The following is a 14245-nucleotide window of genomic DNA, read 5'->3' as shown; positions in this document are numbered from 1 at the left end:
CTGCGGGCGCTCCCTTGCGGACGGGCGTTCGGCTGGGTTGTCGCTTGGGTACCGCGTGGGTGGTGCTTTCGGCTGGATGCCGGGTGAGGGCCACGTAGAACCGATTTCAACCGAATATGTAGCATCGATCGCGACACGATCTGTTGCAGAAGGGCTCGCGCCTCCGCTACCCACGCCTGCAGAGTGGGGGATATTCTCGGAATGGCTTCTCAGTTGAATAGCGGTAGTGACCTTGGCTTCGAAGCCGATCTCTTCAAGGCGGCCGACAAGCTGCGCGGAAATCTGGAGCCGTCCGAGTACAAGCATGTTGCCCTTGGACTAATCTTCCTCAAGTACATTTCCGAAGCGTTCGCTGCCTATCACGCGAAACTTGAGCAGGAGGAATTTGCGGATCCGGAAGACGCGGAAGAATATCTTGCTGCCAACGTTTTCTGGGTGCCGCCCGAAGCGCGGTGGGAGCATTTGCAGGCCAACGCCAAACGCCCTCAGATCACCTTCATCGATGTGAACACCGGCAAGGAGCGGGTGGGCGACATCGGCAATCTGATCGACAACGCGATGGACTCCATTGAGCGCGCCAACGCGGCCGTGCTCAAGGACGTGTTGCCCAAGGAATACGGCCGCCCACAACTCGACAAGACGATGCTGGGTGAACTGATCGACCTGTTCTCTAAGGTCGGGATGCACAGCGCGGACGGAAAATCGAAAGACCTGCTGGGCCGCGCCTACGAGTATTTCATCAGTCAGTTTGCCGGGGCGGAAGGGCGGCGCGGGGGCGAGTTCTTCACGCCGCGATCCGTGGTGCAGACCATCGTGGAGATGCTGGAGCCGCATCATGGCCGGGTTTATGACCCCGCCTGCGGCTCTGGCGGCATGTTCGTTCAGTCCGAACGGTTCATTGAAAACCATCAGGGCCGTCGCAGCGACATCGCCATCTATGGTCAGGAGCGCAACCATACCACTTGGAAGCTCTGCAAGATGAATCTCGCGGTGCGCGGCATCGATGCGGACATCAAGTGGAACAACGAAGGCTCGTTCCTCAACGATGCCTTCCCCACGCTCAAGTTCGACTATGCGATGGCCAACCCGCCATTCAACATTTCGGACTGGTGGCAGCCCCAACTTGAGGGCGACGTGCGCTGGAAATACGGGCAGCCGCCAGCGGGCAACGCCAATTTCGCGTGGTTGCAGCATATTATCCATCACCTGGCTCCGCGCGGCACGGCAGGCGTTGTGCTGGCCAATGGTTCGATGTCGTCGCAGCAATCCGGCGAGGGTGACATTCGCAAGGCGATGATCGAGGGCGATGTGGTGGATTGCATGGTCGCGCTGCCCGGCCAGCTTTTCTATTCCACGCAAATTCCCGCCTGCCTGTGGTTTCTGGCCCGCGACAAGAGCGCGAACGGCCATCGGGATCGGCGCGGCGAAATCCTGTTTATCGATGCTCGCAACCTTGGCCACATGGTGGACCGAACCCGCCGCGAGTTTTCCGAAAGCGACATCGCCACGATCGCCGATATCTACCACCGCTGGCGGGCAAAGCCTGACGCGGGGCTGGACGAATATCAGAACATTCCCGGCTTTTGCCGTTCAGCGTTGCTGGAGGAAGTGCGCAACCACGGCCATGTTCTTACACCGGGGCGCTATGTCGAGGGTGTGGCGCTGGAGGACGATGGAATTCCCTTCTCGGAAAAGTTTGAGAAGATGCGATCGCAGGTTTTCGTCAACTTCGCTGAGAGCCGCCTGCTCGACCAAGCCATTGAACTCGCTCTTGGTCAGGTAAGTCCGAATGAGTGATCCCGTGGCGACAACCGTCCAGGGTTTGATCGATGCCGGAATAATCCATCGGCCAATTGATGGAAACCACGGATCAATTCACCCAAAATCTACAGATTATGTGCCAACTGGCATACCATTTGTGATGGCGACTGACCTTGTCGACGGAAGGGTTGATTTCGAGACGTGCTATCACATCACAGAGAAGCAGGCCAAATCCTTGAGAAAGGGCTTTGCACAGGTTGGTGATGTACTGCTTTCGCATAAGGCAACAATTGGCAGAACGGCGATCATACAGGAAAATCCGTTCCCATTTGTGATGCTTACACCGCAAGTCACATACTATCGCGTGAAAGACAGAAGCAAACTGTCGCCTGAATATCTCAAATACGTTTTCGATTCGCATGAATTCCAGAAGACCATGAAATCATGGGCCGGTGATGGATCAACTAGAGCATACATTGGCATAACTGCGCAGCATAAGTTGCCAATCTATCTTCATGACAAGGCGCAGCAAGACAGTATTGTCGAAATCATCGATCCACTCGTAAGGAAAATCGAACTCAATCGACGGATGAATGAGACGCTGGAAGGGATGGCGCAGGCGATCTTTCGGGATTGGTTTGTCGATTTCGGCCCCACGCGCCGTAAAGCGGCTGGCGAGGCCGATCCGGTGGCGATCATGGGCGGCCTGATCCCAGACCCCGCGCGCGCTGCCGACCTCGCCGCCCTCTTCCCCGCCGCCTTCGGCGACGATGGCTTGCCGGGGGGGTGGACCCAAGCTGAATTTGGCGCGGAGTTTGACCTTACAATGGGGCAATCGCCGCCAGGAGACACATACAACGATACCGGGGATGGCTTGCCATTCTTCCAGGGGCGAACCGATTTCGGTTTCAGATACCCGGAAAATCGCAAGTTTTGTTCCGCTCCGAGCCGGATCGCAAACGCCGGTGATACGCTCATCAGCGTTCGTGCCCCAGTCGGCGATTTGAATATGGCGTGGGAACGATGCTGTATTGGCCGTGGCGTTGCGTGCGCGCGACACAAATCTGGGAGCACAAGCTACACCTTCTACACGCTCCGCTCACTCCAGCCGGAGCTGGAACTGTACGAACACACCGGGACCGTGTTCGGCGCGATTAACCGCAAGCAGTTTGAGAGGCTGCCGATCGTAAAGTCCAGCAACGCGGTTGTGGAAGCATTCGAGGCCATCGCAGGGCCGATGGATCAGAAGCTAAAACTGTCGACTCAAGAAAGCCGCACCCTCGCCGAAACCCGCGACTATCTCCTGCCCAGGCTGATGTCTGGCATGGTGCGGGTCGCGCCCAAGGCTGAAGTCGCCTGATGGCCGATCCCTATTTTCGCGCCTTGCCGCTGTTCCCCACCTACACTTTCGGGGATGTGGCGATTGACGGGTTGGTGCCCGCCTGCCGGGTGGAAAGCTGGGAAGCCTTCATCGCCGCCATGCGCTCGCCGGATCATAACCGGGCGGCTAGCGAATTCGTCTACCGCGGGCAGGCCGGGCATAACTGGCATCTGTCGTCCACGCTCGCCCGACTGTTCGACGGCGGCGCGGTGCCGGGGCCGCATCAGGAAAACCTGCTGGCGCAATTCCGCCTTGCCATGCGCGGGCGAGGGCTGGATTGCAGCAAGCTGGACGATGAGGAGCTTTGGGCCTTCGGCCAGCACCACGGGCTGCGCACCCCACTGATCGACTGGACCAAATCGCCATATGTCGCGCTGTTCTTCGCCTTTGACGAACCGGACGTGGAAGGTGTCGAAAATCCATCGCGCGCGGTTTTCTGTCTGAACATGGCGGCCATCCGCGCCGACGAAAACCTCTCGCAAATCATCTTTGAGCCGACGCACCACGAAAACGCGCGGCTGGTCAATCAGGCCGGGCTGTTCACGATCACCCCCAGCGGCAAGGACAATCTGGTTTCGGCGATCCTCAACGAACTAGCCGAGAACGAGGTCATCAACCCCGACGAGCCGATGGACGTGGCCCGCTATATCGCCAAGATCCATGTGCCGAACGAGAACCGGGTGGAATGCGTCAACACCCTGCGCAAGATGAACATTCACCACGCCAACCTCTTCCCCGATCCGGGCGGCGCATCGAAATATTGCAATGACTGGCTAGCCCGGTTGATAGCTGAGGAGCGGCGGGATGCCGCCGAGGCCAAGGCCGTCGAGGATGCGGCAGACAGGGCGCTGGCCGAGCGCGAGCCACAGCCTGCCGCAGCGCAGGAAGTGTCAGAAGATGCCGTTGCGGGCCTGCTTCGGAATACCTTGCGCAACGATAGCGAGTTTCCTCCCGAAGTATTGGCTGGTTGGGCTCCCAAGATCATCTCGCTCTATGATCGTACAGCTGAAACAGATTGGCCCGAACGCTCCGCGTCCGAGCTTCGCCTCAAGCTGGAGTTCCGCAAGTTCCTTATGAGCAACAGCGTCAACCGGGCGGTCGCGGAGACTGGCGCGCGGCGCCTGATCGAGTTTTTCGCAGCAAGCTGGCGGGCTAAGAATGGGAGGTAAGCGCTCCCGTCTAAAGCTCTGGCGCGACAAGTTTGGCCGATCCCGCGCTGCGCGGAAGTGGCGGTCGTTCTGGAACGATACGAACTTTCCCATGGCGATCGGGCTATTCGCCGCCTGCGCGACGATCACCTTTATCTGGTGGCGGCTCGATCCGCAGGACCCGAACAATCTTTGGCCCGAAATGGGCGGGATGACGCTGGATGTCTTTTTCATCCTGATCGTCTTCGCACTATTCGAGCATCGCCGGAGCAAACGGCAGGACATTGCGCGCCAGCGCGAGGTGATCGACGACTACAAGCGATGGGATCATCCCGAGGCGCATTTGCGGATCGCCGGGGCAATCCGGCGTCTCAATCGGATGGGCGTGTTTGCGCTCGATATGTCAGGGGCGCGTCTGACTGACTTTGGTTTCGCTCGCGTTGGCGTCCAAAGCCTCGAAGGCTCGACATTTTACGATGGACGTTGGGGGGAGCGATTTGGCGACAGTTCGGTCAAGCTGAACAAGGTTTCGTTCGATCACTTGAACTGCCGTAATGTGACCTTTTCGCCCTACAACCCGCTATCAGGCCTCGGCGATCTTGCGATCCATTTTTCACATTTCGTCGATTGTTCGTTTAACGAAGTCGACCTTCAAAATTCGCGATTCAATGGCTCGGAACTTCATTGGAGCGAGCCGCCACCAGAAACGCACATGGAAGAATGGGAGGAGGAGGAGGACGGCAGCGTTGCTCGGGCGCAGTCGAGCTATGGGCCGTTTTATCGTGCGAGCTTGCGGGGAGCTTCGTTCACGGGCTGCCGGTTCAGCAATGCTGATTTTCGGGATTCAGAGGATATCCTTGAAGCCGACTTCGCCGGGGCCAAGGGACTGGAAACTGCCTATTTTGACAACGAAGAAATCCGCTCGGCGGTGCTGAGCCAGGCAGTGGGTAGCGCAACCTCATGAGCATTACCGAAGATATTGTCGAACTCGCCGCGCTGGAAACGCTGCAAGAGCTCGGTTGGTCCTACCTCCACGGCTCTGTGATCGCGCCCGATGGCAGTGCGCCGGAGCGGCGTTCGTTTGGCGATGTCGCGCTGGTCGAGCGGCTGGAAGCAGCAGTTGCGCGGATCAACCCGGATGCCCCGGAAGGCGCGCGTAATGAGGCCATGCGCCGGGTGCTGACTGGCGAACTTCCTTCGCTTGTCGAGGAAAACCGGCGTATCCACAAGCTGCTGACCGAAGGCGTCGATGTCGAGTTTCGCGGGGATGACGGCAAGACCGCTTCCACGAAAATCTGGTTGATCGATCTTGGCAACCCGGACGCCAACGACTGGCTCGCGGTAAACCAGCTTGTCGTGGTCGAGAGCCGGACCAACCGTCGCCCGGACGTGGTGTTGTTCGTCAACGGCCTGCCGCTTGCCGTGCTGGAGTTGAAGAATGCCGCGTCGCAGAACGCCACGATCGCGGACGCCTTCAATCAGCTACAAACCTACCTCCACCAAATCCCTAGCCTGTTCAGCACCAACGCCGTTTTGGTCACGTCCGATGGCATGGAAGCCCGGATCGGATCGATCACCGCCGACGCCGAACGCTTCATGCCGTGGCGGACAGTGGACGGCCAGGACTTTGCTCACCGGGGAACCCCGGAACTTGAAACGCTGCTGCGCGGGGTGTTCACCCGCGAAAACCTGCTGGCGCTGATCCGCGATTTCATTGTCTTTGGCGACAAGGGCGAAGGACCGTTCAAGATCGTCGCGGGCTATCACCAGTTCCACGGTGCGCAAAAAGCGGTGCGGCAGGCGGTGGAGGCCACCCGCCCGGACGGGGATCGCAAGATCGGCGTCATTTGGCACACGCAGGGATCGGGCAAGAGCCTGTTGATGGCGTTCTTCGCCGGGCTTGCCGTGAAATCCGAGGCGTTGGAAAACCCGACGCTGGTTGTCCTGACGGATCGCAACGATTTGGACGATCAGCTTTTCGGCACATTCGGGCTGTGCCGTGACCTGATCCGCCAGAACCCCGAACAGGCGGACAGTCGGCAGGACTTGAAGCAGCTTCTCGACAAGGCGGCGGGCGGCGTGGTGTTCACCACCGTGCAGAAGTTTTCGCCGGAGCGCGGGGAAGAGAGTTTCCCGCTGCTGTCGGACCGGCGCAACATCATCGTCATCGCGGACGAAGCCCACCGCAGCCAGTATGGCTTTGATTCGAAGCTCAACCGGGAAACCGGGCTGCGGCGCTATGGCTATGCCCATTACATCCGGCAGGCGATGCCGAACGCCTCCTTCATCGGCTTTACCGGCACCCCGATTGAGGCGGCGGACATCAACACCCCGGCCATCTTCGGCGAATACATCGACATTTACGACATCAGCCGCGCCGTGGAAGATGGCGCCACCGTGCCGATTTTCTATGAAAGCCGCCTTGCCCGCATTGAACTGAACGAGGACGAAAAGCCCCTGATCGATGCGGAAATCGAAGCGTTGATCGAAGATGCCTCGCTGACCGAAGCCGAGAAGATGAAGGCGAAGTGGTCTGCCGTGGAGGCGTTGGTCGGGGCCGACAAGCGGCTGGCCCAGGTTGCGGCGGATATGGTGACGCACCTTGAAGCGCGCACCGAGGCGATGAACGGAAAGGCGATGGCCGTCTGCATGAGCCGCCGCATCTGCGTGGCGCTCTATAATCGCATTGTCGCGCTTCGCCCGGAATGGCATTCGACCGATGATGACAAGGGCGCGGTCAAGATCGTGATGACCGGGGCCGCTTCCGACCCTCTCGATTGGCAACAGCATATCGGCGCGAAGAAGCGCCGGGACGACCTCGCCAAGCGGGTGCGTAACCCGGATGACCCGCTGCGGCTGGTGATCGTCTGCGATATGTGGCTGACCGGCTTTGACGCGCCGTGCATGAACACGATGTATATCGATAAGCCGATGCGCGGCCACGGCTTGATGCAGGCGATTGCCCGCGTGAACCGAGTGTTTAAGGACAAGCCCGGCGGGCTGGTGGTCGACTACATCGGCGTGGCGCAGAATCTACGCAGTGCGCTTGCCCAATATACCGATGCAGACCGCGACCAGACCGGCATCGACGAAGCCGCCGCGGTTGCCGCGATGATGGAACGGTATGAGGCCATCCGGGACCTGTTCCACGGCTTTGACTATCGCCCCGGTATCGATGGCCAGCCGCGCGAGCGTCTTATCTGTCTTGGTGGGGCGATCGATTGGGTGCTCAAATGGCAGGAATCACAGGCCGCTAAGGAAAAGGATGCCGAGGCCAAGAAGCGCGCCCATCGCCGCTATCTCGACATGGTGTTGGAACTTTCAAAAGCCTATGCCCTCGCCTCCGCAAGTGACGAAGCGCGGACGACCCGCGATGAGGTCGGCTTCTTTCAGGCGATCCGTGCGGCGCTGGCCAAAACCACAGCCACCGGCAAAATCAGTGAGAAGGACCGTTCCTTTGCCGTCCAGCAACTGGTGGACCGCGCCGTTGCCTCTTCGGAAATCATCGACATCCTGAAAGTGGCCGGCATCCAGTCGCCCGACATTTCGATCCTCTCCGACGAATTCCTGATGGAAGTCGAGAAGATGGAGAAAAAGAATCTTGCGCTGGAAGCGTTGAAGAAGCTCCTCAACGGCGAGATTGTCAGCCGGTCCAAGACCAATCTGGTTGAAAGTCGCGCGTTCTCCAACCGGCTGGAAGAGGCCGTGGCCCGTTATCATGCGGGCGCGATTTCCGCCGTGGAGATGATTCAGGAACTCATCGCGCTAGCCAAGGATATGCAGACCGCCCGCGCGCGGGGCGAGGAACAGGGGCTTAGTCCGGAAGAAATCGCCTTCTACGATGCTCTTGCCGAAAACGAGAGCGCGGTGGAGGCGATGGGCAACGAAAAGCTCCGGCTGATCGCCCACGAGCTGCTGGAACAACTGCGCGGCAACGTGACTGTAGACTGGCATCAGCGCGAAAGCGCTCGCGCACGTATGAGGGTACTGGTGAAGCGTATCCTTAAAAAATATGGCTACCCGCCCGATTTGGCGGATGAGGCAGTCCAGACCGTGCTTGCCCAAGCTGAGATCCTGCTGCGTGAGGTCTCGCACTAAGGTGTTGGGCGTTTCATAGATGCGGCGCGCAAATTGGACCATCTTATATGAAGGTGCCCCCAGCCTTCGGTCTTCTCGCCGCAAACGCCTATTGCGAACGCCGTTGAGGCTGACCATGATCGCAACGCCTTCCCGTGAAAGCCGGGAGGGTGGGGCGTGGAAACCCCTCTTGAGACAACTCGGTCACCGCGAAAGCGGAGGCCGGGTGGCATGCGCGTATGTCCAGCCGGCAACGGTAAAGGCGCATGCGCTCGTTGTCTCAGCGGGTTTCCAACATCCGGCTTCGGCCGTCGCTCCGAGAGGTACATAGGGGCGGCACGAGGGTCTAAGCCGAACGTCGCTCCGCAACAGGGGGCGATATCCATGCCAGCATCGACACGACACGTCAGCGCACCCGCGCCCTGACGCGATGCTGCGCGTCCACATTCCAATGGAGGCATAATGAAACAGATAATCGTGCTTGCTGCGATCGTCCTATGCGGCTGCGGCGAAGCTCACACCGAAATGAAGAATATGGCTCGTTCCGTGATGAAGGACCCTGATTCGGCTAAGTTCGGGCGCTTCGAGCAGGTTAACTCGAAGAACCGCGATTGGGCGTGCTTGGAGATCAATGCCAAAGGGCCAGGTGGCGGCTACACAGGCGCCCAGGCGGCGCGCTTTGTCAGCCCGGCCGGTAAGGAAGCCTGGAAGTTCCAGGGTATCGCCGGAATGTTCGACGAATGCGTCTCGATGATTCATGAGATGCAGCCGTTCGAGGGCGGGCCGCGCTAGTCGGGCGGTTCCTGTTGGCGGTCTTCTTTCTTGCTGGCGATGGCGGCGATTAAAACGGTCATAGTTGCGCTGGTGGTCGCCGGCCTGATCTTTCGCACCAAGACCACCGTTGGTCTGCTGATGCTGGGCGGTCTGCTCAGCCTGATCGCGGTGAGCCCTGTGCTGGGCCTCAGCCTTGCTGCGGCGCTCATCACAGCGGGCGTCGTAATGAAGAACGGAGTGGAGAGGGGCGCTCTCGCCTTGGACGATCCGGACTTCGATTAGTCCCATTACCTTTCCCACACCCATCGGGCCCTCGGCGTCGAAAGACTCCGGGGGCCTTTTGATTCTGGAGCTCTGCCTATGGAAATAATCGACACCCCCGCCGCCATGGCGAATGCCTTGGCGACCTATATAAACCCGTCGCTGCGGCGCCGCTTAGCGCGGTACGGTAAGCGACTTGATGAGGCGGGCTGCGGCGTCGGTGAGCTCGGCCCCCTCCTTGTGATCGTGGCCGGAGATCAGCTTGAAGCGATCGAGCAGGCGGCGGGCATCCCGATCGCCACCAACCTAGTCGATGGCGCTCGCTTCCCGGACCCAGCCTATGTGCCTAGCTGGGAATACTGCGAAGCCGATCAGGGCTGGTACGAAGTCGCCTACGTGACCAGCGACGATGGCAGTGGCGCGGTGCTGTTGATCCCTGACCGCGATGGCATCGACCCGACGTTGATCGCGATCATCCGCGCCTTCGCCGATGTTCCGGCTAGCAGCGCCGTTAAGTGAGTCAAGTTCAGGGCTAACGCCGCTCGGCGTCCACTACGGAGCCCAATCGGACGCCGTCTCGGGCGCGCAACTCCAACGAATCCTCGAATGTCAGCGGCCCATCCAGCGTCCCGGCATCCCGCCGCGGGCGCTTTTTCATGCCTGAAAGGAACGCCCATGCTTTCCCTGTTCGACACCCCCTCGCTCGAGCGCGCCCTTACCCTGCCGCTTGATCCCAAGCTGCGCCGCCTTCTTGGCGAACGCGTCACCCACATCAACGCCCTTGACTTCGACGTGCGCGAGACGAGTTATTTCCTGATCGTGCCGGCCGGCTGTGCCGCTGCCGATGTTGCCGACGAACTGGGCTGGTCGGTGCTGATCGACCTGGACGGCCATCTGTTCGGCGAGGAATCCTACCGACCGCTGCACGATGCCCTGATTGATCGGGGCGGCTGGTTCGAGTTGCTGGTCACGGCAGGCAACGAGGCTGTCTTCACCCTGCTGATCGAAGACGACGAGGGCGCCGATCCTGACCTGATCGCCCTCTGCCGCACTTACGCGAATTGATCCCCGAAATGCCGGCGAGTGCGACGCCGGCACAGCTCAAGGATATCTGCATGAAGTTGATTGGGTGGATCCTTCTCGCCTCGCTGGTCATTGCGGCCGCGCAGGCCATCGCGGTGGCGCTGATGCTCGTCCTGCTCGTCGGCGTGATCTGGGGCTTCTGCGCCGCCCCGCGTGAGACGTTCGCATTGCTGTCGCTTTGTATCGTCGCCAGCATGGCGATCCAGCAGCCGATTTTGATCGCGGGCTTGGCCGTTCTGGTTGCCGTGTTGCGTCAGCTGCAACGCCGGTAATGCCGAGGCGATCCTAACGCGCAAGCAAATCCCACAGCCTATTGCGAAGCCCCTTGCGGGCTGGCTGCGGCGGCGCAGCCTCCAAGTCCTTCAGTTTTCTGCAGGCGCTTGCCCAATCCATCAATTCCACGGCTTTTGCCTCGAAGGCCAGTCCCAAAGCCGTGGGCTTGGGCGGCGTATGTCCATCGAACAGCTTACCGCCAAGGAAGGTGTTCAGCTGGTCGATAGACCTCGACACTGAGCTTTGATCGCATCCTATCACCCGTGCAGCCGCGCTGAACGAGCCTTCGTTTCGCACGGCCAAGAATGTTTGAACCCAGGCCAGGCGAAATGGGACGAGCTTGGTTTCTTTCTTCATCACGTGATCCTTCAGGCCGATTCCGATTCGCCAATTCGATGCGCTCAGTGTTCGCTCCGCCGGTTTTGGAACGCGAAGAGCCCCCGCAGCTTACGCCCGCCTAGGAATATGTCGATGCGAAAATCGCATAGACCTGTGCAAAAATCGCATGGATAGAGCTGAATTTCGGCAATTCGGCCTATGCGTTTTTTGCATGATAAATTTTGTGTTTTTTGCCTATTTACAAAGGATTACGCCCTGCCCAGTTCAATAGGCGAAGGCTTATTGTCGACCTGACCAGGGAGGTTAAATATCGAGTGAGTCCTGACGCACCTTTTACCGCTGCGATGAGGTTGCGGTGTTTTCGCAGCCAAGTCCTCGTCGAAGATGGCGGCTCGGTGGCGGGGGTAGAATATTCGCGAAATACCCACGTCCGCTATTTTTATTCAAAATTAATCGGATTCAAAAATGACTATATACACTGGCAATGACATTTATCTTGGGGCCGGAGCATTCGAGCAGGCGATGCGTGCCCAGGTCAGCATTCCTGGCCGAGCAAGCCGGATGAGCCCCGGCGTCGCAGTCGGCATCTTGTCGGCAGCGATGCGGAGTGGACTGCCCGCTGATCTCATCCACGAAGTGATCGCCGAGCATCACCGGGACAGCGCTACGCTGCTGAAGCGCCTGCTCGATATGTACGAAGGTAACGACTGGGCGATCAACCTTTGGCATCGTCTGCCCTCGGGCAGGTACAAACTTTGCACGGATCTGTGCCGGCCCGGCCTGGCACAATGGCGGTACGATCCTTTGGGTGCCTCCGAAGACGAAGCGTAAAGTAATACAAATCGACCGTAAGCGGCGAGTGCGAAGTACGCGCTGACTGAGCCGCAACTACTGAAATCATCCAGCGCTGGCGTAACGCCGTGGCCCGCTCGCGGAGTCCACGTCGCTGCTCCATGCCCAAAATCCACGAGGGTATTTTGAACAGCACTTCCCCGGGGTCACGAACCGACCTCTCCATGATTGTATGGTCCCAGACCATTCCGCCAGCTCCGGCGGCATCCGACGAGGCAGCACAGACCGTTCCTTTTCCCGCGTCGGACGGCGCGAAAGGGGGTGAAGAAGGAAAGGGGGAGCGTGCGAGCCCCTCCTTACCTCCTTCTCCGGTTTCCACCTCGCCGGCTGCGAAAAGTGTTTCGCCGAGCGCGACTTCGGCTCGAGAGCGCGACGACGTCTACAACCCCGCGCCGCATCAGAACCCTGTAGTCGCGGCACTACAGGAAGAAGGGCTCTATCTGCCGGGCCTGGGGGCCGGAAAGCACTCGCTCATCTGCCCCTGGGCGCAGGAACATGGCAGCGATGATCCAGGCCCGGCGATCTATACCGAGCCCACCACCATGCGGCCTATCGGCAAATTCTTCTGTCCTTATCCGCACACCGAGCGGGTGCAGATCGACCGGCTGCTTGAACGTCTGGGAATCGAGGCGGCGCATGCACGGTGCAAGCCAAGCATCAGGCTTGTCTCGGGGGAAATGCTGCGCGTGCTGGACGCGGCGGAGCGATCATTGCTGCGCCTGGACACCTTCTATCAATCGGGCGGTGTGATCGTCACGGTCAACGCGACAGCGAAGGGCGATGCTGCCGTTTCGCTGGTCAACGACAACGTATTGACCAAGGCGTTGGCGAGGGTCGCGGATTGGGAGAAGTTCGACGGTCGGTCGAAAGAGTGGAAACCGTCTGATCCTCCAACGCAAATCGTTCGGCAACTTCTGAACGCCCAAACCTATGATCACCTGCCGGTCCTCGATGGCGTTGCCCGTCAGCCCTATTTCCGCAAGGCAGATGACACACTCGTCGCCGAACCCGGCTACGACGCGCAGTCGAAAGTCTACGCCGTGTTCGACCGAGAGGCGTTCGTCGTGTCGGACGTGTCGGAGGCTGCAGCGCGCGATGCGCTAGGCGCGCTGAAGGATCTGATCAGCGAGTTTCATTTCGCTTCAGAGTGCGACCGATCTGCTGCGCTTTGTGCGATGTTGACGGCTGCTGTCCGCTCCTCGCTCCCGCTCGCGCCAGCTTTCAACATCTCGGCATCCACGCCTGGAAGCGGCAAGAGCTATCTCGGCGCGCTGATCACGCCATTCGCCGGACCGGGCGAGCCGCTCAACATGAGCTATCCGACAACGGCGAAAGAGGCCTCGAAAAGCATGCTTGCCGCACTGCTGGGCAAGCCGGCGGTGATCTCGTTCGATGACATGCAGACCGACTGGCTGCCGTTCGGGATGATCAACCGGATGCTCACCAGCGAGACAGTCACCGATCGCGTGCTCGGTGTGAGCCGAACGGTTACAGCCGCGACCAATGTATTTGTCATGGGGACCGGCAACAACGTGTCACCCGTGCGCGATATGTCCCGCCGGGTAGTGACGATCCAGCTGCGACCCCCGACAGGTTCGCCTGCGACGCTCAGCTATGCTGGGCGGCCCGTCGATGCTGTGAGGGCGAACCGAGGGCGATTTGTGTCTCTGGCTCTGACCATCGTCCAAGCCTGGCAGGCTGCGGGCCGCCCTCGCACCGACGTACCGGATATCGCCAGCTTCGGGGCTTGGTCCGACAAGGTGCGGCAGCCTTTGCTTTGGCTCGGAGAGCCGGACCCTGCGACCAGCCTGATCCAACAGGTGCGATCCGATCCGGACGCGGAATCGCTCGCCCGGTTCATGGAGGCGTGGAGGCTTGCGTTCGGATCAAAGCCGATGACCTTGCGCAAAGTCGTCGATCGAGCGGAGCGCGATAATGGTGCACTGCTGGATGCTATGATGGAGCTGCCATTCGTCGAGCGCGGCGCCATCAATCGAAACAAGCTCGGCTGGTACCTGAAGCGCAACGCGAACCGCATTGTCGATGGCTTGCATTTTCAGCGGGAAGATAACTCCGAACGCACCGCTTGGTCGGTGCAAACGATCGGCGATTCCTACTCGGGCGTGAGCGTGGGAAATGCATCCTCAGCGAGGACTGAAGCCCCAATCGATCCACGAGAGCCCGTGATGATCAACGGCGAAATCTACTAGCCCCGGCTCCGGGCCTCCTCGCCGCCCACCGTTGCCCCGAGGCGGCCCGAGAGTGCCCTTCGCGGCCCATCCCGATCCCTACCCCC

At 60.0% G+C, this 14245-nt stretch carries 13 protein-coding genes; 12 read left to right on the top strand and 1 reads right to left on the bottom strand.

Annotation, left to right across the window (positions count from 1 at the left end; all coding sequences use genetic code 11):
• Nucleotides 1-201 precede the first annotated feature (201 nt).
• The 10 genes from HZY97_RS08475 to HZY97_RS08430 all read left to right on the top strand — a co-directional run bounded on the left by HZY97_RS08475 (nt 202) and on the right by HZY97_RS08430 (nt 10757).
• A complete protein-coding gene (locus HZY97_RS08475; protein WP_180142531.1) occupies nt 202-1797 on the top strand; it encodes a class I SAM-dependent DNA methyltransferase in 1596 nt (531 codons plus the stop codon).
• Nucleotides 1790-3121, top strand: coding sequence for a restriction endonuclease subunit S (locus tag HZY97_RS08470; protein ID WP_180142529.1), 1332 nt, complete (start codon nt 1790-1792; stop codon nt 3119-3121). The genes HZY97_RS08475 and HZY97_RS08470 overlap by 8 nt, the downstream gene beginning before the upstream one ends.
• Nucleotides 3121-4311 (top strand): FRG domain-containing protein, encoded by a 1191-nt coding sequence (locus HZY97_RS08465; protein ID WP_180142527.1) that lies wholly within the window; start codon nt 3121-3123, stop codon nt 4309-4311. The genes HZY97_RS08470 and HZY97_RS08465 overlap by 1 nt, the downstream gene beginning before the upstream one ends.
• Nucleotides 4312-4402: 91 nt before the next feature.
• The gene (locus HZY97_RS08460) at nt 4403-5254 is read left to right on the top strand and encodes a pentapeptide repeat-containing protein (RefSeq protein WP_180142525.1); all 852 of its coding nucleotides are present in this window, start codon (nt 4403-4405) and stop codon (nt 5252-5254) included.
• The gene (locus HZY97_RS08455) at nt 5251-8388 is read left to right on the top strand and encodes a type I restriction endonuclease subunit R (protein ID WP_180142523.1); all 3138 of its coding nucleotides are present in this window, start codon (nt 5251-5253) and stop codon (nt 8386-8388) included. The genes HZY97_RS08460 and HZY97_RS08455 overlap by 4 nt, the downstream gene beginning before the upstream one ends.
• A gap of 441 nt (nt 8389-8829) precedes the next feature.
• Complete coding sequence (locus tag HZY97_RS08450) at nt 8830-9159, top strand: hypothetical protein (protein WP_180142521.1); 330 nt, start codon at nt 8830-8832, stop codon at nt 9157-9159.
• Between the two features lie 39 nt (nt 9160-9198).
• Nucleotides 9199-9423, top strand: coding sequence for a hypothetical protein (locus HZY97_RS08445; protein WP_180142519.1), 225 nt, complete (start codon nt 9199-9201; stop codon nt 9421-9423).
• Between the two features lie 78 nt (nt 9424-9501).
• Nucleotides 9502-9921: a hypothetical protein gene (locus HZY97_RS08440; RefSeq protein ID WP_180142517.1), complete on the top strand. Its 420-nt coding sequence runs from the start codon at nt 9502-9504 to the stop codon at nt 9919-9921.
• A gap of 156 nt (nt 9922-10077) precedes the next feature.
• The gene (locus HZY97_RS08435; RefSeq protein WP_180142515.1) at nt 10078-10467 is read left to right on the top strand and encodes a hypothetical protein; all 390 of its coding nucleotides are present in this window, start codon (nt 10078-10080) and stop codon (nt 10465-10467) included.
• Nucleotides 10468-10517: 50 nt separating this feature from the next.
• Nucleotides 10518-10757, top strand: a complete 240-nt coding sequence (locus HZY97_RS08430; protein WP_180142513.1) for a hypothetical protein — start codon at nt 10518-10520, stop codon at nt 10755-10757.
• A gap of 13 nt (nt 10758-10770) precedes the next feature.
• Here the strand turns inward: HZY97_RS08430 and HZY97_RS08425 are convergent, their stop codons facing one another.
• The gene (locus HZY97_RS08425; RefSeq protein WP_180142512.1) at nt 10771-11115 is read right to left on the bottom strand and encodes a LysR family transcriptional regulator; all 345 of its coding nucleotides are present in this window, start codon (nt 11113-11115) and stop codon (nt 10771-10773) included.
• A 447-nt stretch (nt 11116-11562) separates the two neighbouring features.
• On the opposite strand from HZY97_RS08425, the gene HZY97_RS08420 reads away from it, so the two are divergent.
• Both HZY97_RS08420 and HZY97_RS08415 read left to right on the top strand, forming a co-directional pair.
• Nucleotides 11563-11928: a hypothetical protein gene (locus HZY97_RS08420; RefSeq protein WP_180142510.1), complete on the top strand. Its 366-nt coding sequence runs from the start codon at nt 11563-11565 to the stop codon at nt 11926-11928.
• A 185-nt stretch (nt 11929-12113) separates the two neighbouring features.
• Nucleotides 12114-14159, top strand: a complete 2046-nt coding sequence (locus HZY97_RS08415) for a hypothetical protein (RefSeq protein WP_180142508.1) — start codon at nt 12114-12116, stop codon at nt 14157-14159.
• The last annotated feature ends 86 nt before the right edge of the window (nt 14160-14245 follow it).

Source organism: Sphingomonas sp. R-74633, from assembly GCF_013416555.1.
Lineage (GTDB): Bacteria > Pseudomonadota > Alphaproteobacteria > Sphingomonadales > Sphingomonadaceae > Sphingomonas.
The sequence above is the reverse complement of the archived record's forward strand: the minus strand, read 5'-3'. Positions and strand labels throughout refer to the sequence as shown.

Bases quoted from the DNA above. Each gene is read 5' to 3' on its own strand.
- HZY97_RS08465 (WP_180142527.1), top strand. From the start codon at position 3,121: ATGGCCGATCCCTATTTTCGCGCCTTGCCGCTGTTCCCCACCTACACT.
- HZY97_RS08435 (WP_180142515.1), top strand. From the start codon at position 10,078: ATGCTTTCCCTGTTCGACACCCCCTCGCTCGAGCGCGCCCTTACCCTG.
- HZY97_RS08455 (WP_180142523.1), top strand. From the start codon at position 5,251: ATGAGCATTACCGAAGATATTGTCGAACTCGCCGCGCTGGAAACGCTG.
- HZY97_RS08430 (WP_180142513.1), top strand. From the start codon at position 10,518: ATGAAGTTGATTGGGTGGATCCTTCTCGCCTCGCTGGTCATTGCGGCC.
- HZY97_RS08425 (WP_180142512.1), bottom strand. From the start codon at position 11,115: ATGAAGAAAGAAACCAAGCTCGTCCCATTTCGCCTGGCCTGGGTTCAA.
- HZY97_RS08450 (WP_180142521.1), top strand. From the start codon at position 8,830: ATGAAACAGATAATCGTGCTTGCTGCGATCGTCCTATGCGGCTGCGGC.
- HZY97_RS08460 (WP_180142525.1), top strand. From the start codon at position 4,403: ATGGCGATCGGGCTATTCGCCGCCTGCGCGACGATCACCTTTATCTGG.
- HZY97_RS08415 (WP_180142508.1), top strand. From the start codon at position 12,114: ATGATTGTATGGTCCCAGACCATTCCGCCAGCTCCGGCGGCATCCGAC.
- HZY97_RS08475 (WP_180142531.1), top strand. From the start codon at position 202: ATGGCTTCTCAGTTGAATAGCGGTAGTGACCTTGGCTTCGAAGCCGAT.
- HZY97_RS08420 (WP_180142510.1), top strand. From the start codon at position 11,563: ATGACTATATACACTGGCAATGACATTTATCTTGGGGCCGGAGCATTC.
- HZY97_RS08440 (WP_180142517.1), top strand. From the start codon at position 9,502: ATGGAAATAATCGACACCCCCGCCGCCATGGCGAATGCCTTGGCGACC.
- HZY97_RS08470 (WP_180142529.1), top strand. From the start codon at position 1,790: ATGAGTGATCCCGTGGCGACAACCGTCCAGGGTTTGATCGATGCCGGA.
- HZY97_RS08445 (WP_180142519.1), top strand. From the start codon at position 9,199: ATGGCGGCGATTAAAACGGTCATAGTTGCGCTGGTGGTCGCCGGCCTG.